Below are 21,214 nucleotides of genomic sequence, written 5' to 3' on the forward strand. Positions count from 1 at the left end.
GATGGCTAAATTCAGTAAAGCTTTTCATGCAGCATTGTCAATCACACTTGTCGTTGTACTTGCACTAACAGGATGTTCAAGCAATAATGGGGCGAATTCCGGGGTAAAGGAAGGAACCGACAACAAGCCGGATTCAAGCAAAGCTGCGTTTGTGCTGGGGGATCAACCGCTCGAGTTTTCTTTTTACGGCCATTATGATTGGTATACGATGCCTCCTTGGGGCGACGATTTATCGACGAAATGGATTAAGGAGAATAAGAAAGTAAATGTGGTGCCAATCAGCTCAGGAGGCAATGCGAAACAAAAGTTCAACACGATGATTGTAGCGGGAGAACTGCCTGATGTGATCTGGATGGAGCGCAACGCAGACGTAGAGAAGCTGCGCTCGGAAGGAATGCTCGTTGCTTTTGACGATTACTTAGATAAATATCCGAATTTAAAGAAATGGGCTGGTGAGGCTACGCTTGATATGCTTCGCTCATCCGACGGCAAGCTGTATCAGTTTCCAAACTGGTATACGACGCAGCCTAATGGCAATGCAGGTTATTTGGTAAACAAGAAGATCCATGATGAGCTTGGCAAGCCGAGCTTGGAAACAACGGACGATCTTTATGCTTACTTGAAGCTGGTGAAAGAGAAATATCCGGATGTAGTCCCTCTGGAAGTAGGACAAAGCGCTTCGGGTATCGATATTATGGCATCCGCTTTTGCTGAAAATCGTCCTTATACGTACAATGCAATGATGGCTGTACCGTCAGGCGATAAACTGGTATCGATCTTTACAGATCCTGTCTACCGGGAATCGATTCAATACGCAAGCAGATTATACCGTGAAAGACTGATTTCGCAGGATAGCTTTACGCAAAAGGCAGAGCAGGTCGAGCAGAAGATTGTAACGGGGAAAATAGCGGTTTACGCGGCTTCCAGCCCGACGGAGTATGGTGCGAAGGGGAATGCGCTATTAGCGGCAAAGGACCCAAGTGCGGGGTATTTCATCACATGGCCGGTTCATAAAGCGGGACTTGATAAAAACAAAATATTCCCTGGCGATTACAAGCAGCTAGGCTGGAACGTCAGTGTCATTACGAAAGCGGCCAAAAACCCAGAAGCGATCTTCGCATTTTTGGATTGGTTCACGGGTCCAGAAGGACAGCGCCTTAGTATGTGGGGACCGGAGGGGATTTATTGGGATGGAGTGGATGCTGATGAAGCGCCATTGTTCACCGATAAGTTTGTAAATGACGTGGAAGAGCGCGAGGCATTAATGGCTTCAATCGTTAACTTTCAATGGGTAGGAAATACGGTATATGTAGACAACTCGAAGATGAAGTTTGAATCCACGCTGCCTGTGGAGAAACGGAGCTGGGAAACGTACTGGCAATCGGAAATTACGTGGAAAACGCAGCTCGATACGACAGAGTTCGTTAACTTGGACCCTGCTGGAGATACAGATGAGGGCATCGTTGGTTCAAGCGTATTCTCAATCTATGAGAAGTCGAGAGCGAAAGCGATTATGAATGCATCCTCCGATGCAGAAGTTAATCAAATTTTGGATAAGGCTGAAGCCGATGCACAGCAAGCTGGTTATGAGAAGCTTTTGAAATACAAGACAGAGAAGTGGCAAGAAAACGTAAGCAAATTAAAAAAATAGTGGTTTTAATTACAGGCTAGCTGGCTACAACTGCAGCAGTGGGATTGGAGGCTATATTCTCTATTGTTCATGCTTAAGCGATTAGTTTGCATGCATGGCGAGAAGAGAATAGCCTTCAAAACCAAGTATTCACATGGGAGAGAATATAATTGACATATTATTTGGGTGTGGATGGTGGAGGCAGTAAAACGATCGCTGTTGTATGTGACGGAATGGGGAGGGTTGTGGGCGCTAGTGAGAGCGGCTGCGGCAATCATCAATTAGGAGTAGAGCTTGCTAGAAGCAATATTCAGGCAGCTGTTATCCATGCCATGATGCATGCAAAGGTAACACAGGAGCAAATTGCGTACGCGGTATTTGGTTTGGCGGGAGCAGATCGCGAGGCTGACTTTCAAATATTAAGGCCGATGATCGCGAAGCTTGGGTTTGAAAACTACGAGATCGTTTGCGATACGGTAATCGGTCTGAGAGCCGGTACGAAGCAGCCGGATGGGGTTGTTGTCATATGCGGCAGCGGGACAAACAGCTTTGGCGTTAATCGCCATGGCGAGAGCTTGCAATGCGGCGGATTCGGTTATGCTTTCGGTGATTTTGGCGGAGGAAGCTTGCTGGCAGTGGAAGTTTTTCGTTCAGTTATACGCTCATGGGAGGGGAGAGGGCAAACTACCTTGCTTACGGATCTGACCCTTGAACAACTAGGCTACGACACCGTTGAAAATATGTTCCACGACTACTTGAATCAGGGCAGGATGATTCCTCACCAGCTTGCGAAGCTGCTGTTTGAAGCGGCGGAGCAAAAGGATGAGGTAGCTTGCAGCATTCTGCAGAGGCAGGGTGAGGAGCTTGGCATGACGGCGAGTGCTGTCATTTCGAAGCTGAATATGAATCATGATGTATTTGATCTCGTTATGGTTGGCAGTGTGCTAACCCGCGGCGACAGCCGCTACGTTGCGCCTTATTTGGAGGAGCATGTGAAACGGGCAGCTCCAAATTGCAGCTTGACCGTGTTGACGATGGAGCCTGTGGCAGGCGCGATTTTATTAGCTATGGATAAAACGACTTCTTCTATTGAAGAGTCTGTATATGCTTGTTTACAACAATGTTTATCAGTGAAGGAGGCGCAAGCAGAATGGGTGATCGATTAAAGGTAGTCGTTATTGGCGGAGGATCTTCTTATACGCCAGAGTTGATTGAAGGTTTTATATTAAATTATGCGACCTTTCCTGTGACGGAAATTGTGCTGGTAGACATACCGGAGGGACGGAATAAGCTGGCTATTGTCGGTCAGCTTGCCAAACGCATGATTGAGAAATCAGGCTTGCCTATTAAGCTGGATTTGACGCTGGATCGACGCTCGGTGCTGGCGGATGCTGACTTTGTAACGACGCAAATGCGTGTCGGCCGATTGGAAGCGCGCGGCTGGGATGAGTCTATCCCGCTCAAATACAATATGATTGGGCAGGAGACGACGGGTGCAGGCGGGATGATGAAGGCTTTGCGCACCATTCCTGTTCTTCTTGAAATCTGCAAGGATATGGAGGAGCTTTGCCCAGATGCATGGCTGCTTAATTTCACGAACCCGGCCGGCATGGTTACAGAGGCTATCCATAAGCATTCACGCATCAAATCGATTGGGCTATGCAACTCTCCAATAGCAGCATATAAATGGCTGTCATCATTGTACCAAGTACCGGTAGAGCAAATCCAATGTGAATTCGCTGGGCTTAATCACCTGCACTGGATTAGCTCCATTACAGTTAATGGTGAATCCAAGCTGGATGAGCTGCTGAATGACCAAGACGGGTATTCCGCCAAAAACGTACCTCAATACGCTTGGAATGGCAGTCTGCTTCGTTCATTGCGAGCAATCCCGTCCTATTATTTAAAATATTTTTATTTGCAGCGCGAAATCTTGGCCGAGCAGCAAACAGCGGCTGCCAAAGGTGAAACGCGGGCGGAGACGGTTCAGCGGCTTGAGGATGAGCTGTTCGAAATTTACAAGGATCCGAATCTGTCGGAGAAACCAAAGCAGCTTGAACAGCGTGGCGGTGCTTATTATTCGGAGGCGGCTGTAAAGCTGATGAACTCGCTGTATAACGACAGCGGTGATATTCAAACGTTAAACGTGCCAAATCAAGGGATGCTGGACTTTCTGCCGGATGATGCTTGTATTGAAGTAAACTGTCTCGTTACGAAGGAAGGTCCAATTCCGCAGCCTGTAGCTATTGTGCCAGCGGCAGCGAAAGGACTCATTCATGCTGTGAAAGTGTATGAGCAGCTGGCTATTGAGGCTGCTGTATCCGGCAATAGGGATACGGCATTGCTGGCACTCGCGCATCACCCGCTCGTTGATTCAACGAATGACGCGCAGCGTATGCTGGATGAAATGCTGGAGCAGAACAAAGCGTATTTGCCGCAGTTTTTTGCAGAGTAAGCAGAATATGAATGAACGAAGACGTCTTCGCCGAATAGGGTGAGAGACGTCTTTTTTTGCGCTTAGTAAGCTCAGTCGCAATCGCCCGCAATAACTGTTACATTAGAATTAAATATGAGTTAGGCATAGGTTCCGTATAATTTCAGCTTGTTTATAAGCCTATATAATGGAGGGTTGCGTATATGTCATCTTTTAAAGCGCTTGTGATTAACAAAGTAGAAAATGAGATTATCGCAAACACGCAGCAGTTGGACTTAAACGATTTGCCGCAGGGTGAATTGCTTATTAAGGTTGCGTATTCCAGTGTGAATTACAAAGATGCGTTAGCTTGTTTGCCTAATGGCGGTATTGTAAAAAGCTATCCTTTTGTACCGGGCATTGATTTGGCGGGCACGGTTGTATCAAGTGAAGATGAGAGATTCCAAGAGGGCGACGAAATTGTGGTCACGGGATATGGGCTCGGTGTCAATCATTTCGGCGGTTTTAGTGAATATGCCCGTGTGCCTGCGGAATGGGCAATCAAGCTGCCGCAAGGTTTGTCGATGAAGGAAGCCATGATACTGGGGACGGCAGGTTTTACTGCGGCATTGTCCGTATATGAGCTTGTGCAAAATGGCATTCGGCCTGAGGATGGTCCTATTCTCGTTACTGGTGCAACTGGAGGAGTAGGCAGTATTGCTGCTGCAATTGCGGCTAAGCTTGGGTATGAGGTGGCAGCGAGCACGGGGAAACTGGATAAGCAGCAGTATTTGCTTGATTTAGGCGTGAAGCGAATTCTGCCTAGAGAAGAGCTTCTATCTGGTTCCAAGCAGCCTCTGGACAAGCAGATATGGGCAGGAGCTATTGATTGTGTGGGCGGGGAGACATTAACCGCGGTGCTGTCTCAATTAAAATATGGCGGCACCGTAGCGGCGAGCGGTTTGACAGGCGGAGCGGGCCTTTCGATGACCGTATACCCATTCATCATAAGAGGAGTACGGCTGATCGGTATTGATTCTGTCATGGCAGGGATGGAGATTCGCAGCAAAATATGGGCGCTATTGGCTGATGCCTATAAGCCAAGTATGCTGGGCGAACTATTCTCGGAAATTAGTCTGGAACAGGTGAGCGACCAGGTAGCTACTCTCTTGAATGGGCAAGCCAAAGGCAGAACCATTGTAAAGCTATAACGATACAAAAGAGCAATTGCCCTCATGCGGGCAATTGCTCTTTTGTGTCAAAACTAACCTCGCTTTAATCGCCGTGCGCGGAATTGCTTGTATTGAAAATAGATTGTGCAGCCGATGCAAAAGCCAAGAATGGCGGCTAGCGCAGCAGCTCCCATCATTCCAGCAAATATATAACCAGCTGCAGACCAGCCGAGCATAAAGCTAAGCAGCGAGAAGGTGAGGAAACCTACACCTAGGGAGTTGTTGAAGCGCTGCAGCTCAGCTGCTTCTGTTTGTGCGGAAGAAATTCGACCGTTTAGGAAAGGGCGAGCCGCAATAATGAATAAATTAGCTTTGGGACCGAAAATAAGTCCAATTATTTGAATAATCCATAGTGCTGCAATAAGCCAAGGCAACTGCAGGCCTATCGCAAGAAGAAGTACGGAAACGATACCGACTTGGTTACTTCGAACAAATGGAATGGGAATCTCCTTCATTATAAAAACCAACTTTCCTTATTGGATTTATATAATTTAATAGTAGATAATTTAAGCTCTTTTGGCAATAACCAAATGATTAATCGATCAAAAATATTATTAAATGACAACTTTCGATAACTACCAATTTTTTTCAATATTCATATATAATAGATTAATAATACTAAAGAACTAATTTCTTTGATAAGAGGTAGATAGATTAGTGAAGCTCACAGGTATCGATATGTTTAAAGGGCTCTCTAATGTAGAGCTTGCGAAGCTGCTGGGGATGCTTGATAAACAACAGATTCCTGCGGGAACGAGGTTGTTCCATCAAGGCGAGCATGGCGATCAAATGTTCATCATAGAAAGCGGCACGATTGAGCTATTCTCAAAAACGGATGACAGCGTTCGGCGTTCGCTTGCCGTGCTTGGGCCAGGCGAGGTTTTTGGTGAAATGGCTCTGCTTACTGGGGAAGCGCGGTCTGCTGAGGCCGTAGCTGCGGAGGATGCTGTACTGCATATCATTGACAGCAGGATGTTTGATCGCCTTGTTGCTGAGAATGCAATTTTCTCATCCTATTTCATCAAGCTGCTTTCGCAACGATTGATCGCAACGAATGCGAAGCTTCAAGCATCTAAGAAAACGGAATCCGAGCGAATTGCGTATGAGCTTGGACAATTGCGCGAGCTATCGGCTCGGTTTCTGCAGTGGTGCGCACATGTTCCTCTTATTAGCAGAGGGCTTGTGGAGCATACCTATGGCATGACAATGCAAAGGGAGCTTTCAGACAATCTCTTCCTTCGGGAGTGCTTTCAAGATGATCCATTAACATCGGAATGGTTAACTCTTGCAAGCGGTATTAAGCCGGTTCTTAATGATATAAGCAAGGAACGTTATGGGTACGAGGAGATGGCTGGTTGGCTGGAAAAAGCGACCTCGTGGTATGTTTCTCAAGGCAACTGGGTGGCATTCATCATGATCCAAGCGGATAAAGGGAACTGGCCAGCAGCGCTAGACACGTATGCTCGCATAGAAGGAGAGGTTACGGATCATCAGCGCGCAGAACTTTTTCGTACCATTAGCCGCTGTCCTAGAGATATACTCGCAGGAAATTACACGGTGCTGCAAACCTATCTTCCTTACTGTGAGGAAAATGCGCCGGAAATTGGGCTTGCTGTTATAGAAGCCTCTTTAAATCAGCCTAACAAATTTCAATCGCATGAGCTTTTGTTTTTGTACGAGTGCGGAACGGAGCTTAGCAGACGTGTTGGCAGAAACAATCAAGCGTTGGATTACTTGAAGCTGGCGGATGCATTAGCAAGCACTTTATCCTTCAATAAAGTTGAATTGCCGGATGCTGATCGGGCGTATGGATTAGCCAAACAAAAGCTGGCTAGAAAACGCAGCGAGGTGCTCGTGAAAGGCGCCGGACGTTTGTTGAAGGGGAATCGTGCTGCAGAAGCAGGGGCTGTCATGGCGGCGCTGCTCTGCATCATACTTTCTTTCCTATTAGATCCTATTGGCGGTTTATCTGAGGCGGGCATGCGGTTTATCGGAATTGCGCTAGCCGCAGTCATTATGTGGATTGTTCCGATTATGCCGGATTACATTGTGGCGCTTGGCATGATTATGCTGTGGGTGCTGGGGGGCGTTGCCTCTCCGGAAACGGCACTCTCGGGATTTGCGTCAAGCTCGTGGCTCTTCATGATTTCTATTATGGCGATAAGTGCGGTAATAACAAAATCAGGAATTTCTTATCGCTTTGCGCTCCATGCTTTAAAAAGATTTCCTGCCCATTACCGCGGACAGCTTTGGGGCATTATTGCAGGCGGGGTCCTGCTTAATCCGCTGCTTCCTTCATCCTCTGCCAAGGTATCGCTTGGCGTTCCGATGGCACAGACGCTCGCGGAATCGCTCGGCTTTGAAGAGAGGAGCAAGGGAGCCGCTGGCCTTGGGCTGATTGCTATGATTTTCTTTGGCTTTACCGCGCCTTTTGTTATGACAGGCTCATATACCAATATTATGGCTTATGGCCTTGCTTCTACAGAGCAATCGGTATCGTGGCTGCAATGGTTATTGTATGCGCTGCCGGGGTTTGTTATTTTTGGCACTGTGTTGATTATCGTATTGCTCTTTATGTTCCGTAAGATCGAGCCTGCCAAAGTTGTCACAAGCGAAGTGCTGAGTGAACAGCTAAAGCTTCTTGGCCCGCTAACAAAGGATGAGCGAGTATCGGTCTGGACGATTATATGCTGCATTGGGCTTATGGTGCTTCAACCGCTTCACGGGATTGAGAGTACATGGATTATGTTGATGGGTTTTGCGGTTTTGGTTATTAGCGGCGTGCTCGATAAACAGACGATTTCTACCGGAATAGATTGGACTTTTTTATTGTTTCTAGGGGCTGCATTTAGCTTTGCGGGCGTCGCCGAGCAGCTAGGAATTGCTGAGCTGTTATCCTCCTTTCTTGGAGAGCATATGTCTGTTTTTGTCAGCACGCCTGCCTTATTCCTTGTTGCAGTCATTCTCGTTTCCTTTATCGTTACGCTAGTCATTCGAGATGATCCAGCTGTTATTTTACTTATAACCGCTATTGTTCCTTTAGGAGAAACAGTAGGCATTCATCCTTGGGTGCTCGTGTTTGTCATATTGCTTGCAACAGATCCGTTTTTCTTTGCCTATCAGTCCCCTACCTATTTAACTGCCTATTACAGCTCGGAGGGGAAAGCGTTTACCCATCGTCAAGCCGGGAAGCTTGCACTCGGTTATGCGTTTGCAGTGCTGCTTATAGCTGTGCTCTGTGTTCCATATTGGAAGTGGCTTCATCTCATTTGACGGAAAAGAAGGGAAAGGAGGATATTATGAAAATAAAGCTTATACATATTATGGGCCTGCTTGCTGTGCTGGCTATTTTCTTCCTGTATAGAGGAACATTTGATCGAATGGACTATTTTTTCCAAGATCGTTTTATGCAAAAGGAAAGCCCTGTCGAAACTCAAATTGCCATTATCGCTATTGACGATGAAAGTGTGAGTGAATTTGGGAGCTGGCCTTGGAATCGAAATGTTCATGCTCAATTGGTCGATATGCTCTCCGAAGGAAAACCGGCAGTTATTGCGTTTGACGTCACTTTTCCTGCACCGTCGGCAGATGATCCATCATCGGATGAAGCGCTAATCAGCGCAGTGAAAAATGCGGGCAATGTCGTTTTTCCCGTATATGGAACATTTGAAGCTTCAGCCAAGCAGGGCGCAATTGATGCACTTGAAATATCCGAGCCGTTTCCGGCACTTAAGGAAGCGGCAGCGGCGGTTGGACATATCAACACGATACCGGACCGCGACCACGTTGTACGCAACTCTTTATATCGTTTTATGTATGAAGGCGAGCAGGTTGAAAGCTTTTCTTGGACAATTTATAAAATGTACATGGAGCGCCAAGGCAAAAGTGTAAGTGCGGATATGCTTCCGCTTGATGCATTTGGACAGTTTCATATTCCCTATACGGAGCGGCCGGGGCAATATGAAGCGATTCCTTACGCTGCTGTACTGAATGGGGATGTACCTGCGGAGTATTTTCAGGATCGCATTGTGCTTATTGGACCGTATGCCACGGGCTTTAAGGATGAGTACCTGACGCCATTGCAGGTGAAAAAAATGATGTACGGGGTGGAAATACACGCAAACATTATACAGGCTCTGCTCGAAAATGATCTTAAGCATGAGCTTAATTGGAAATGGAATGCGTTGATTTTGCTCCTTGCGGCTTCGCTTGCCTACTTTTTATTCCGGAAGTGGAATATGCTTATCTCGTTTTTGGCGGTTGCGGTTATTCTTGTTGCGTTTGTAGTAGGAAGCAGCTACTTGTACGGTCAGGGAATCATCATATCAATCGGCTATGTGGTGCCGCTGCTGATTATTAGTTGCATCATTGTCGTTGGGTTCCATTACGTAGAGGAATTGCTGGAGCGGCGCAGAGTGACGGATATATTCGGCAGATACGTGGCGCCTGAGGTCGTTAACCAGATTTTAAAAAATGGTGAAGAGGGCCTAAAGCTGGGCGGAACGCGCCGTGAGTTAACTGTGCTTTTTGTCGATATTCGCGGCTTTACGCCTCTCTCAGAGAAGGCGGAGCCGGAGGAAATCGTTGAAATATTAAATGAATACTTGGATCTTGCCGCTAACTGCATCTTTAAATTCGAAGGTACGCTGGATAAGTTTATCGGCGATGCAGCCATGGCAATTTTCAATGCGCCGCTGCTTCTTGAAGACCATCCAATGCGAGCGGTGGAAGCGGCGTGGGCAATGAAAGAGGGCTCAGCCGCATTGGAGCGCAAGTTAATTGAACGATTTGGCTTTGGTGTGAAGTTTGGTCTTGGCATTCATACGGGGCCAGCCGTCTTCGGCAACATAGGTTCCAAGAGCAGGATGGACTACACCGCTATTGGAGACACGGTTAATACGACAGCTAGGCTGGAGAGCAATGCAAAGCCCGGACAAATAATTATGAGCGATGCGGTCTATCAGGTGGTTAAAGATCGTGTTATTGCGAACGCTCTTGGCGAGATCAAGGTAAAAGGAAAAGAACAGGGCATCTCAATCTATGAATTGGAGGGACTAAAATGAAGACGTTAAAGCTAGTTTTTGTGACTTTGCTAGTCATGGCCATTATTATGCCGACATCTGTTTTTGCGAAGGATACGGAAAAGGCGGGGAAAATAACGACCATTTCAGGCAAAGCGGAAGTGAAAAAGAGCGGCGGGTCCAAGAAATTTAATGCTTTTAAAGGAATGGCTATAACAAAAGGCGATACGATACTAACCGGCAGTGATGGGAAAGTAACGATGGACCTGGACAGCGATAAAGAAGTCACGATTGGCACGGATACCACGCTTGTTGTGAGTGAGCTGGTCAAAAGCGCAAAGGCACTGGGCGGCAAAACTAGCCTAAGCCTGCTAAAGGGAAAGGTTCTTGTCACGATTAAGAAGAAGCTTGACGGCGATTCTAGGTTTGAGATCGAGACACCAACTGCCATTATGGGCGTTATGGGGACGCAGTTTACCGTTACGTATGAGAATAACGAGAGCTACTTGGGTGTATTTGAAGGCGCAGTAAAAACGAAGCATGGTCCAGGGCTAACGGATGAGACGACGGTTAATCCGAATGAACAGCTGCCACTGAATAAAGATGGGGCAGGAGTAAAGGAAAAGCTGAATTATCTCGATCTTCCGTTGGTCGGCCTGGAGCATTATCTTCTGCTGCTTCAAAAGGACGCCAAAGCGGATAAGGCATTAATTGAGCAAGTTAAAGCACTAATTGAAAAGAAAAAACAAGAGGCGGCGGCAGCTGCAGGCGGTAGTGGAGGTTCACAATCCAACTCTACTATTGTATATGAGGACAATGCGGGAACAGGCGGCAGCAGCGGTGGAGGCGGCAACCCAGTCGTGACGCCAACGCCAACGGCGTCACCAACGCCAACGGCGTCACCAACGCCAACGCCAACGCCAACGGCATCACCGACGCCAACGCCAACACCAACGCCAGAACCTGTGCCGCCAACGCTAGATTTAACGATGTTTTATAATCATTTAGAATTGTATATGAAAAATGATAAAACGTTTATTTTGCCATTTACGACAGCACTTGCTCTTAATGATTCTAGTGCAAATATCGTCAAATTTGAGGTGCGTCAGGATGACGCTGGTGAATTTGAAAGTCTAGATATCGTTGAGACGGTTGATATACATCCATCTGAACCTAATCAGCTGGTGATTAAATTAAAAGAAGCTGTGCAATACGGCTCTATAATTCGTATAACGGTCTATGAAAATAAATTAAAAAATTCGGAAACCAATGATGTGCAGACGAATGAACAAGTTACAGCAAGAGGAGAAATGGAACAAGGGTTTCAATTTATAAATAACAGTGAATACCCGCCAATTGAATTTATTTTAGGGAAAACCGATTACAACACAACTATATCCTTTAGAACTTTTGGTTATGGAATGCCTGAATGGCCTTCTGAGGGGAACTCCCCGTACATCAGAATAACTAGAGTTTGCCCAATTGAAGAAACGGAGGAGTGTTACCCGTTTTTTGAATATAACCTTAGCGGTGCCTTACTATTTAGCATGACTGGTCCTGATACGGCAATGGTTATGTTAAAAGGAAATTATTTTGCCAAAGGCAATTTACGGCCTGGAGCATATCGCTTAAGTATTTCTTTAATGAATGGCAGTAATGGTCAGGTTGAAAACTTTCTAGAGCTTGATATTACAGTACGGGTAGCTAATCCTCCGGAGGCTTTAACCTATGCGGCATTTATGGAGGATGAGTATACGTTAGTGCTTCCATTTACTACGGGCCTTGCTTTTGGGAATTATTTTCCAAAAGATGGTTTGATAATTTATAAATGCGACGCGGTAGAGCTTCCAGAGGGTAGAACATGTAGAAATGCGGAGCTGCCCCTCCTCAACATAACGGATATTGAGAGTGTTGCTGTTGACCAAGATAATCAAACGCAGCTCATTGTAAAGCTTAAAGATCCCATTGCATACAACTCAAATATTGATGTGTATGTAAAACCGAATGCTTGGAAGAACCCAGTTAATGGTGATTTTCAAGAAAACGAGCAGCATTTCTCTTTAGATAGCAAAGTAACTGCCTCTCCTAGATTCGTAGATTTTGAGAACAGACCCGCTATAGTGAAGGATAAGGAGCTTTTCATCTACACACACGGTTATGAACTGGGAGAGATAATAATTAATGGATATTTTTGTGCGGAAGAGCCATCTTGCTTTGGGTTTGAAAATATGCCGCTAGATAGCGATGCATATGAGCTCGAGAATGATGGTGAGTATACAAAACTCATACTTAAAGGATCCTATTTCAGTATGGAACTAGCAAGAGGCGAGGGAAATATTACAATACCCATTATGAAAAAAGAGGAACAAATTGATGAGATAATTATACCCTTCCATATTATAAGGCCAATAACTATAGATTAAATATCGAAAGGAGCAATTCTATGAAAAGCAATATTAAATGGCTAGCAGCAAGCACGGCGCTTGCGACGATGCTAGTTTCGTTTCATGCAACAGCATTCGCGGCGAATGAACAGCCAGTAGAAATAAGAGAGACGGAGAACGTCGCTAAAGTTGCCAATGTCATCGAGAAAGCAAGCCAACCTTGGGGGCTGGCTTCTGCCCCTGACGGCAGCATCATTGTTGTAGGCTCGGGCAGCAATCAGATTAGCAAATGGCAAAATGAGAAGCTTACTCCTGTTACGACAAAGACGGAAGCGGGCTATTTCGATGGGACGATTGCCAATTCAACGTTCAATCAACCGTCTTCTACTGTAGTGAACAGCAAGGGTGTCATTTATGTAAGTGACACCGACAATCACGTTGTGCGCAGAATTGTAAACGATCGAGTATACACGGCTGCGGGAAATGGCAAGCCAGGAAATAAAGACGGCAAATTTGGCGATGCGCAGTTTAACTCCCCAACGGGATTAGCGATAGACAGCAAAGACAATGTTTATGTAGCAGACTCCCTAAACCATGTCATTCGTGTCATCACTCCCGAAGGCGTAACATCTACCTTTGCTGGAGTTGCTGGCGAAACAGGCGGTTACAAGGACGGAAGCGCAGCGCAAGCTTTATTTAATGAACCGATGGGGCTTGTATTCGATGATAAGGGCGGTTTATATGTAGCTGACAGCGGCAATCATCTTATTCGTTATATTTATGATGGAAAGGTCAAGACGGTAGCTGGAAAACCGACAGCTGTCGATGCGCTTACCGGTTATATGGCAGGCGGCTATGGGAATGGCATAAGCGCTGAAGCGCGGTTTAATCGGCCGCGCGGGCTGGCATTTGCCGATGGGGTTTTGTTTGTTGCAGACAGCTTGAATAACCGAATTCGTGCTCTGCAAGCGGATGGAAAAGTCATTTCAATTGCAGGCCAAGGCGCGCCTGGCGATAAAGTTGGAGAGGTTGAACAAGCGCAGTTCAATCAACCGTCTTCCTTGCTGTATTTGAGCGGAAAACTGTACGTAGCCGACACGTTAAACAATAGCGTTAAGGTGCTGGCGGTGAACCCTAAGGCTCTCAATCCTATTCGTACGAAAGAAGAACTGATTGCAGGTACGGAGCTGCTGCCAGCGAGCAAAGATATTCAAGTATGGCTGGATAATAAGCAAGTGAAGTTCACTGCTTTGCAAAAGCCTTTTAAGAGCGGAGAAAAAACATATCTTCCTGTGAGAGCTGTCTTTGGTGCATGGGGGGCGAACATAAAGTGGAATGCTGCGGCCAAGGAAGTGCAGCTGACCAAAAACAACTGGAAGCTTTCACTAAAAGTAAATGCGAAGCATACGGTTATTGTTGAAAAAGGCACTTTATACGTAGATGCACAATATTTAGCTGATGCCGCTTCATTTTTGTTTGCTTTTGATAGTGAATACAATGCTATTATTATGAGTAGTGAGTAATAAGTAGCAAAATTCCCTATCGCTGGAATGGAGGCTGTACAATGACTTTGGAAAACCGCTCGCAAAATAATGTAGACCGTTTCTCAGGCTTTCAAAACGATTACGACCAGCATCGTCCGAAAGCTCCTGCCGCAGTTGTAAATATTTTGACAAGTTATTTGGGAAGAGTGCCAAGCGTTGTGGCGGATGTTGGATGCGGAACGGGGCTGTCCTCCTTTATATGGCTCGGGAATGCGGAGCGAATTGTAGGTTTTGAGCCAAATGACGATATGAGAAGCAAAGCGCTGGCTCATTTGTCTAAGCTCCCCGAGGACCAATCAATTTCCTTCATCAAAGGGTATTCTGACCAGCTTAATTTAGATGCGGACAGTGTTGATATTGTAACCTGCTCGCAGTCATTTCATTGGATGGAGCCCGTCAGCACGCTCTCTGAATTTGCCCGCGTTCTGAAGCCGGAAGGTGTGTTTGCCGCCTATGATTGCGATTGGCCTCCAACGCTGCACTGGGCTGTCGAATTAGAATATAAGCAGCTTATGGATCGTTCTGAGGAGATTATTGCTGCTCATATCCCAGAGAAGGATCAAGCGAGCAAACGAGATAAGGAACAGCATTTAACACAAATTCATAACAGTGGTCTCTTCCGTTTCTCCAAAGAAATCGTGTTCCATAACATGGAGCGCTGCGACGCAGAGCGTTATATTGGTCTGGCTATTAGCCAAGGCGGCATTCAAGCGGTCTTCAAGCTTGGCTCGAAGGCGCTGGAAGAGCAATTGCAAAGCTATCGCAGCAGTGTCGAGCGTTATTTTGCGGGAAGAACACTTGATATCATGTTCAGCTACCGCATGCGGATAGGTGTAAAATAGAGCATTATTAGCGTTTAAATGGTGCAGAAGACAGTCTTGTCGTGAGGACAAGGTTGTCTTCTTTTTTATTGCTAAAATGACCGCAAAACGTATTTGCATGTATAATGCAGGTTAAGTGTGATTTATTGTAAGGAGGACTTAGCTTGTCACCTAGAAATGTAGAAAAAGATAAAATGATGCGTGAAAAAAAGATGCAGCATATTCTCGACTGTGCGCTGAAGGTTATGGCGATTAATGGTTTTCAATTAACGAGCATTCAAGATATAGCGAAAGAAGCAAAGGTTAGTGTGGGTAATGTCTATCACTACTATGCTTCGAAAGAAGAGATATTCAGCGAGGTGCTGCGCTCGGGGCAGACGAATTATGGGAAGTATGTAACCGATTTAGCGGCCATGGATATGGAACCGATCGCTAAGCTTAGGGTAATGCTTGCCTCTTGGCTCTCATTGGAGACAAACTGGGCGTTCACGATTCTCATGCATACGGCAAGGTTATCCGAGTCTACTCCGCCAGACATTAAGAAGGCGATCACGGACCGTTTTACAGTAAACCTAGGCCCTGTCGCTGATATTATGAGTGACGGCATACGTAGGGGAATCATCATTGATGAAGATCCCTTGCAGCTTGCTTTTTATTTTGTAAGCCTTATACAAGGCCTGACACTCCAGCGTCCGCCCGATTATGAGGTGAAGGTGGAGATGAATGTTGAGGCGATTATTCGATTATTTGAGATCAAAAAATAGCTTTTTTAGGCATGCGAAAAAAAAGTTGACAAAGTTGAAATGATAACGCAAAATAAGCAACATAACAAACCGAATGAACATTCAAATTGTAGATTGGTTTGACATATGGGCGAATCGACCAGACCACTGGAGATTTAACGTTAGTTATTATACGCGTTAAGTCTTTTTATTTTACCATAATACCAAGTAATCGGGTGTTAATAATGAAATATCGAATAGGAGGGGCAGCTTATGGCGGCGGAGATGCTCGTAGTACATGAACTTAATAAGACATTTGCAACACCCTCGGGAGATGTCATTGCGCTTGATCGCATTGGGCTTCAGGTGAAACAAGGGGAATTTATTACGATTATTGGACCGAGCGGCTGCGGCAAAAGCACATTGCTCAAAATTGTAGCAGGGCTCGATACCGGTTATGAAGGAACGGTATTGCTGAATGGAAAACCGATTGAAGGACCGAGCATAGAAAAAGGATTTATTTTTCAAGAACCGAGGCTGTTCCCTTGGTTGACGGTGGAGAAAAATATAGCCGCAAATTTATCGCTTCGCAAGCCGGAGGTTCGTAAGCGAGTAGATGAGCTCATCGAGCTTGTAAGGCTGAAGGGCTTCGAACAGTCTTATCCTCGCGAGTTATCTGGAGGCATGGCGCAGCGTGTAGCTATTGCAAGAGCGCTGCTTCGCAGTCCTGATATATTGCTGCTGGATGAGCCGTTTGGCGCATTGGATGCTTTTACTCGGTCGCATATGCAAGAGGTGCTGCTTGATATTTGGCAGAAAAACAAAACGACGATGTTGTTTGTGACACATGATTTGGATGAGGCGGTTTTTCTGGGCGAGCGAGTCGTCATTATGAATCCGCGTCCGGGTCATATTCGAAAAATATTGCCGATTGATTTGCTGTATCCTCGGAAACGAGCAGGCCATGCTTTTCAAGAGATGCGGCACAAGGTGCTGGGTGAGTTTGAGAAGGTTGAGGGACCGGAAATCGATCAAGGCGCGGATATTTAATTAACTATTTTTCACCAAAAATAAAGATCGTCGGGGAGAGAATGAAGATGAACAGATTACGCCTTCTTACGGCAGCAATTATTGTATTAGCGGTATTTATTAGCGGCTGCGCGGCTTCTGGCAATGGAAATTCAGACAAGAAAGAAACGGGCAACGCGGGCAACAAAGCAGCAAAGAGCTATGACGGAGTTACTGTAAAGATCGGATATCAGGGCAGCGGCGGCTTAATGGGCAAAGCGATTGAGGAGAAATGGTTTGAAGATGAATTTGGCAAGCTTGGCGTGAAAGTGGAGTACGCGGAATTTCAGAGCGGCCCTCCAATGACAGAGGCAATTGCTTCTAACCGTCTTGATTTCGCTGGACTTGGCAATATGCCGATCATTGCAGCACAAGCTGCGGACATTAAATTTACTGTCATTTCTCAGGCGCTCGAAGGCAAAAACAATGTCGCGATCATCGTGCCTAAAGATAGCCCGTTTCAAACGGTTGCTGACTTAAAAGGCAAGAAGGTAGCTGTTGCCAAGGGGAGCAACGCATTTAACTTCCTTTACCGCGGCCTTGAAGGTGCGGGGCTTAAAGCATCGGATTTGGAAATTATTCAACTGCAGCCGGATGAAGCGCAACCTGCTTTTGAGACGGGGAAGGTTGATGCATGGGCGACATGGGAGCCGAATATTACGCTGAACACACTGCAGGATAAAGCGAAGGTGCTTGCGGACGGCGAACAGCTGGGCGTGCTTTCTCCTTCCTTCAACATTGTTAGAAAACAATTTGCTGATGATTATCCTGAGCTCGTTACCCTGTATCTGAAAGTATGGAACAAAGCGCTTGCTTGGGAAAATGATAATCGTGCCGAATCCACCGAGCGTTATGCGGCAGAGCGTAAAGTGCCTGCGGCATTAATTGAAGCAATCTTCAATCGCTCCAGGACGATTAATATCCCTGTATCGGACGAAATTATTGCAGAGCAGCAAAAGACGGCGGACTTCCAGTTCGACATTAAAGTCATTCGCAAGAAAATCGACGTGTCCACCGTATTTGATAACAAATTTATTGAAGAAGCGTTGAAATAATACACTGAACAAGAGGAATGGGGCGTTTCTTATGGTTGGAGCTGGCTCAGAAAGCGCATTGCATAAGCCCATCAAAGTAATGAAGAGGCGGCAGAGGAGCCGTCTCTCTATTCAAACGGTTAATCTGCTGCTCAGTTTGCTGCTTCCAGTCGGCTTATTGGCCATCTGGCAAATTGCTGGAATGATGGGGAAGCTCAATCCAACGCTGCTGCCAACACCAGGCTTAATTGTGGAGGAATTCGTTCATTTAACTTTATCTGGTGAGCTGGTTTATCATCTCGGTATTTCAGCTCGTCGTGCGCTGCTTGGATTTTTGCTGGGCGGAGGATTAGGTTTAGTTGTGGGATTATGGGTAGGGTTCTCCTATAAGACGGAAAGGCTCATTGATCCTTCCTTGCAAATGCTTCGTACTTTGCCCCATTTGGCAGTAGCTCCGTTGTTTATTTTGTGGTTTGGCTTTGATGAGACATCTAAAGTGTTATTGATTGCAAAAGGTGCTTTTTTCCCACTGTACGTCAATACCTTTCTTGGTATTCGTTCCGTAGATGGCAAATTGTTTGACGTTGCTCGTGTGCTGCAGTTTAGCCGCTGGCAAATGATTGCGAAGCTTGTTCTTCCAGCATCGCTTCCTAATATCTTTCTTGGCGTGCGACTTTCTATCGGCGTGGCATGGCTTGGGCTTGTTGTGGCGGAAATGATGGGTTCGAGCTCAGGAATTGGTTTTCTGATTAATGATGCGCGTTATCTCATGATTACTTCGGTTGTATTTGTAGGCATTATTATTTTTGCTGCAGTCGGTAAGCTGACGGATTCGCTTGTTAAGCTGCTTGAGAAGAGGCTGCTAAATTGGCAGGACAGCTACAAAGGAGGCAGCAAGTAATGAGCGAACGAACCGCTTCGCGTGAAATGGGCGTTAAGGCAGCTGGTCGGGACTGGTTAAGCGTTATTCCGAAGCCGCTTCATGGCTGGATTGTTCCGGCTTTAATTGTGATTGTCTGGCAGGCGGTCAGCGGGCTTGGTTTGTTGTCTGAAACACTGCTGCCGGCCCCGTCAAATATTGTGAAGAGCTTTGTGTCATTGTGTGAATCGGGAGAGATGGGGAAGCATCTCGGTATTAGCATGTACCGCGCTGGTTTTGGGTTTCTTCTTGGCGGAGCGCTCGGGCTGCTGCTTGGTTTATCTGCGGGTCTTGGCAAAGTGATGGAGAGGACGCTTGATCCTTCGCTGCAAATGCTGAGAACGGTGCCGCTGCTTTCCGTTATTCCGTTGTTTATTTTGTGGTTCGGGATCGGAGAATTTTCAAAGGTGCTGCTTATTGGACTTGGCGCTTTTTTCCCGGTTTATGTAAACACATTTCTTGGTATTCGAAATACGGATGTGAAGCTGTATGAGGTTTCGCGTATTTTCCAATACACGAAGCTTCAGCAGGTAACAAAGCTTATTATACCAGCGGCCTTGCCGAATATTTTATTGGGCGTACGGCTATCGCTTGGCGCTTCGTGGCTGCTGCTTGTTGTTGCAGAAATGATGGGGACGAGTGCAGGTATCGGTTATATGATTCAGGATGCAAGAGCATACTCGCAAACGGAAATTGTTTTTGTAGGCATTATTTTGTTCGCTGTATTTGGCAAGTTGTCGGATTCGGCCATTCGGCTGCTGGAAACCAAATGGCTTCGCTGGCGAGATACGTATAAAGGATGACAAAATGAATCGTTTGGAGAGGCGGTTAACGGATTATGGGGAAACGGCAGGAGCAGCTCCATCTCGGAGCATTTATTTATTATACAGGCCATCATCATGCAGGCTGGCGTCATCCGGAGTCGGGTGTTGAAGGAATGTTTGATGTGAAATTTTATCAGAAGCTTGCGCAAACCGCGGAGCGCGGCAAGTTCGACATGCTCTTCTTCGCGGATCTGCTGTATGCCACTAATGTGGGGCAAGCGGTAGCAGGCATGCTGGAGCCTCTTACGCTATTGTCCGCATTATCGGCTGTTACGGAGAAGATCGGGCTGACTGCAACCGTCTCAACCACATACAACACCCCTTTTAATGTCGCGCGAAAGTTTTCTTCGCTTGATCATATTAGCGGCGGGCGGGCAGGCTGGAATATTGTAACCTCGCAGCTTGATCTGGAAGCTCATAATTACGGGCAGCCCAAACATCCCGAGCACGGCCTGCGTTATAAGATGGCTCGTGAATTTGTGGATGCCACAACCCGCTTATGGGATAGCTGGGAGGATGGCGCGCTTGTGCTTGACCGGGTGTCGGGTCAGTTTGCCGATGAGTCTAAAGTAAGGCCAGTTGATTACAGCGGAGAATGGTACTCCACGAAAGGACCGCTGAATGTGCCGAGATCTCCTCAAGGTTATCCGGTGCTAATTCAGGCAGGCTCATCAGGTCCAGGTCAAGACTTTGCGGCCAGCATTGGCGAAGTTATATTTACGGCGCAGCAATCGCTGGAAGCGGCAAAAATCTTTTATGAGAGTGTGAACAGCAAGCTTGGAGATTATGGAAGGGAACGCGGCAGTCTAAAAATCATGCCAGGCCTCTCCCCGATTCTTGGTGCGACGGAAGAGGAAGCGAAGCGGCGTTATCAAGAGCTGCAGGAGCTCATTCCTGCCGCCCATATTGTCGGCTTCTTATCAGGATTCCTCGGCGTAGATCTAAGCAGCTATTCGCTTGATGATCAGCTGCCGGATATTCCTGATCCTGTTGAAGCATCCAACGGCATGAAGAGCCGTGTTCAGCTTATTATGGATATGGCGCGCAAAGATAAGCTGTCGATGCGGGAGCTTGGAAGCAGAATGCTTGGAGCGAGGGGACATTTGCAGTTTGTTGGTACGCCCGTACAGCTGGCTGACCTTATCGAGCTGTGGTTTGAGGACTATGGCTGCGATGGCTTCAATATCATGGCTCCGGTTCTTCCTGGAGGGCTCGACGACTTCGTTCATTATGTCGTGCCGATTTTGCAGCAGCGTGGACTGTTTCGTGAAGATTACACGGGAGATACCCTTCGTGACCATCTTGGACTTGAACGCCCAAGCGAAGGGCATTTCCGCAACAAACGTCCTGTGGTACAAGAACAAGCGTAACAAGAGCTGAGCGGCAATAGTGAAAAAAACGCAAAGAAGCAAGCAGCTGGCGCTATGATTAGGCGACGGCTGCTTGCTTCTTTGCCGTTGTTGCAGAGAAGGGGGGACTAAGGTTTTGTGAATATTCCGCTCTTTAATAAACACCATCGATTATAAGTAAAATATTTCATGGCAAACCTCCACCTTAAAAATAAGTGATAACGGTTCCAAGACAGCAGCCTCTATTTTATGA

16 protein-coding genes are annotated in these 21,214 nt (G+C 46.5%); 15 read left to right on the forward strand and 1 reads right to left on the reverse strand.

Annotated features, from left to right (window positions below):
* Window position 1 precedes the first annotated feature (1 nt).
* The 4 genes from MHH56_RS02195 to MHH56_RS02210 all read left to right on the forward strand — a co-directional run bounded on the left by MHH56_RS02195 (window position 2) and on the right by MHH56_RS02210 (window position 5,254).
* Entirely contained in the window at window positions 2-1,651 is a 1,650-nt protein-coding gene (locus MHH56_RS02195) for an extracellular solute-binding protein (protein ID WP_339206308.1), read from the forward strand.
* Between the two features lie 149 nt (window positions 1,652-1,800).
* Window positions 1,801-2,796: a BadF/BadG/BcrA/BcrD ATPase family protein gene (locus MHH56_RS02200; protein ID WP_339206310.1), complete on the forward strand. Its 996-nt coding sequence runs from the start codon at window positions 1,801-1,803 to the stop codon at window positions 2,794-2,796.
* Window positions 2,781-4,085: a 6-phospho-beta-glucosidase gene (locus tag MHH56_RS02205; protein ID WP_339206311.1), complete on the forward strand. Its 1,305-nt coding sequence runs from the start codon at window positions 2,781-2,783 to the stop codon at window positions 4,083-4,085. The genes MHH56_RS02200 and MHH56_RS02205 overlap by 16 nt, the downstream gene beginning before the upstream one ends.
* A 182-nt stretch (window positions 4,086-4,267) precedes the next feature.
* Complete coding sequence (locus MHH56_RS02210) at window positions 4,268-5,254, forward strand: oxidoreductase (protein WP_339206312.1); 987 nt, start codon at window positions 4,268-4,270, stop codon at window positions 5,252-5,254.
* 53 nt (window positions 5,255-5,307) lie between these two features.
* On the opposite strand, the gene MHH56_RS02215 is transcribed toward MHH56_RS02210, so the two are convergent.
* On the reverse strand, window positions 5,308-5,730 hold the full coding sequence (locus tag MHH56_RS02215) for a DUF4395 domain-containing protein (RefSeq protein WP_339206314.1): 423 nt from the start codon (window positions 5,728-5,730) through the stop codon (window positions 5,308-5,310).
* 202 nt (window positions 5,731-5,932) lie between these two features.
* Between MHH56_RS02215 and MHH56_RS02220 the strand changes: the two genes are divergently transcribed.
* The 11 genes from MHH56_RS02220 (at window position 5,933) to MHH56_RS02270 (ending at window position 20,982) form a co-directional block, all read left to right on the forward strand.
* Window positions 5,933-8,548: an SLC13 family permease gene (locus MHH56_RS02220; protein WP_339206316.1), complete on the forward strand. Its 2,616-nt coding sequence runs from the start codon at window positions 5,933-5,935 to the stop codon at window positions 8,546-8,548.
* Between the two features lie 26 nt (window positions 8,549-8,574).
* The gene (locus MHH56_RS02225; RefSeq protein ID WP_339206318.1) at window positions 8,575-10,338 is read left to right on the forward strand and encodes an adenylate/guanylate cyclase domain-containing protein; all 1,764 of its coding nucleotides are present in this window, start codon (window positions 8,575-8,577) and stop codon (window positions 10,336-10,338) included.
* Window positions 10,335-12,719, forward strand: coding sequence for a FecR family protein (locus tag MHH56_RS02230; protein ID WP_339206320.1), 2,385 nt, complete (start codon window positions 10,335-10,337; stop codon window positions 12,717-12,719). Before MHH56_RS02225 ends, MHH56_RS02230 begins: the two co-directional genes overlap by 4 nt.
* 20 nt (window positions 12,720-12,739) lie before the next feature.
* Window positions 12,740-14,203 (forward strand): stalk domain-containing protein, encoded by a 1,464-nt coding sequence (locus MHH56_RS02235; protein WP_339206322.1) that lies wholly within the window; start codon window positions 12,740-12,742, stop codon window positions 14,201-14,203.
* A gap of 41 nt (window positions 14,204-14,244) precedes the next feature.
* Complete coding sequence (locus tag MHH56_RS02240) at window positions 14,245-15,066, forward strand: class I SAM-dependent methyltransferase (RefSeq protein ID WP_339206325.1); 822 nt, start codon at window positions 14,245-14,247, stop codon at window positions 15,064-15,066.
* A gap of 143 nt (window positions 15,067-15,209) precedes the next feature.
* Window positions 15,210-15,809 carry a TetR/AcrR family transcriptional regulator gene (locus MHH56_RS02245; RefSeq protein WP_339206327.1) on the forward strand — a complete coding sequence of 200 codons (600 nt, stop codon included), beginning with the start codon at window positions 15,210-15,212 and terminating at the stop codon, window positions 15,807-15,809.
* 231 nt (window positions 15,810-16,040) lie between these two features.
* Window positions 16,041-16,817 (forward strand): ABC transporter ATP-binding protein, encoded by a 777-nt coding sequence (locus tag MHH56_RS02250; RefSeq protein ID WP_339206328.1) that lies wholly within the window; start codon window positions 16,041-16,043, stop codon window positions 16,815-16,817.
* Window positions 16,818-16,858: 41 nt separating this feature from the next.
* Window positions 16,859-17,890, forward strand: a complete 1,032-nt coding sequence (locus MHH56_RS02255; protein ID WP_339206329.1) for an aliphatic sulfonate ABC transporter substrate-binding protein — start codon at window positions 16,859-16,861, stop codon at window positions 17,888-17,890.
* A gap of 79 nt (window positions 17,891-17,969) precedes the next feature.
* Window positions 17,970-18,770, forward strand: coding sequence for an ABC transporter permease (locus MHH56_RS02260; protein WP_339209466.1), 801 nt, complete (start codon window positions 17,970-17,972; stop codon window positions 18,768-18,770).
* Between the two features lie 26 nt (window positions 18,771-18,796).
* On the forward strand, window positions 18,797-19,591 hold the full coding sequence (locus MHH56_RS02265; protein ID WP_339209469.1) for an ABC transporter permease: 795 nt from the start codon (window positions 18,797-18,799) through the stop codon (window positions 19,589-19,591).
* A gap of 35 nt (window positions 19,592-19,626) precedes the next feature.
* The gene (locus MHH56_RS02270; protein ID WP_339206330.1) at window positions 19,627-20,982 is read left to right on the forward strand and encodes an LLM class flavin-dependent oxidoreductase; all 1,356 of its coding nucleotides are present in this window, start codon (window positions 19,627-19,629) and stop codon (window positions 20,980-20,982) included.
* The last annotated feature ends 232 nt before the right edge of the window (window positions 20,983-21,214 follow it).

The organism is Paenibacillus sp. FSL K6-3182 (assembly GCF_037976325.1).
Lineage (GTDB): Bacteria > Bacillota > Bacilli > Paenibacillales > Paenibacillaceae > Pristimantibacillus.

What these genes read in the sequence shown, in the direction of transcription:
- MHH56_RS02195 (WP_339206308.1), top strand. Translation starts at nt 2, where the DNA reads ATGGCTAAATTCAGTAAAGCTTTTCATGCAGCATTGTCAATCACACTT.
- MHH56_RS02225 (WP_339206318.1), top strand. Translation starts at nt 8,575, where the DNA reads ATGAAAATAAAGCTTATACATATTATGGGCCTGCTTGCTGTGCTGGCT.
- MHH56_RS02250 (WP_339206328.1), top strand. Translation starts at nt 16,041, where the DNA reads ATGGCGGCGGAGATGCTCGTAGTACATGAACTTAATAAGACATTTGCA.
- MHH56_RS02255 (WP_339206329.1), top strand. Translation starts at nt 16,859, where the DNA reads ATGAAGATGAACAGATTACGCCTTCTTACGGCAGCAATTATTGTATTA.
- MHH56_RS02260 (WP_339209466.1), top strand. Translation starts at nt 17,970, where the DNA reads ATGAAGAGGCGGCAGAGGAGCCGTCTCTCTATTCAAACGGTTAATCTG.
- MHH56_RS02230 (WP_339206320.1), top strand. Translation starts at nt 10,335, where the DNA reads ATGAAGACGTTAAAGCTAGTTTTTGTGACTTTGCTAGTCATGGCCATT.
- MHH56_RS02270 (WP_339206330.1), top strand. Translation starts at nt 19,627, where the DNA reads ATGGGGAAACGGCAGGAGCAGCTCCATCTCGGAGCATTTATTTATTAT.
- MHH56_RS02235 (WP_339206322.1), top strand. Translation starts at nt 12,740, where the DNA reads ATGAAAAGCAATATTAAATGGCTAGCAGCAAGCACGGCGCTTGCGACG.
- MHH56_RS02205 (WP_339206311.1), top strand. Translation starts at nt 2,781, where the DNA reads ATGGGTGATCGATTAAAGGTAGTCGTTATTGGCGGAGGATCTTCTTAT.
- MHH56_RS02240 (WP_339206325.1), top strand. Translation starts at nt 14,245, where the DNA reads ATGACTTTGGAAAACCGCTCGCAAAATAATGTAGACCGTTTCTCAGGC.
- MHH56_RS02215 (WP_339206314.1), bottom strand. Translation starts at nt 5,730, where the DNA reads ATGAAGGAGATTCCCATTCCATTTGTTCGAAGTAACCAAGTCGGTATC.
- MHH56_RS02210 (WP_339206312.1), top strand. Translation starts at nt 4,268, where the DNA reads ATGTCATCTTTTAAAGCGCTTGTGATTAACAAAGTAGAAAATGAGATT.
- MHH56_RS02265 (WP_339209469.1), top strand. Translation starts at nt 18,797, where the DNA reads ATGGGCGTTAAGGCAGCTGGTCGGGACTGGTTAAGCGTTATTCCGAAG.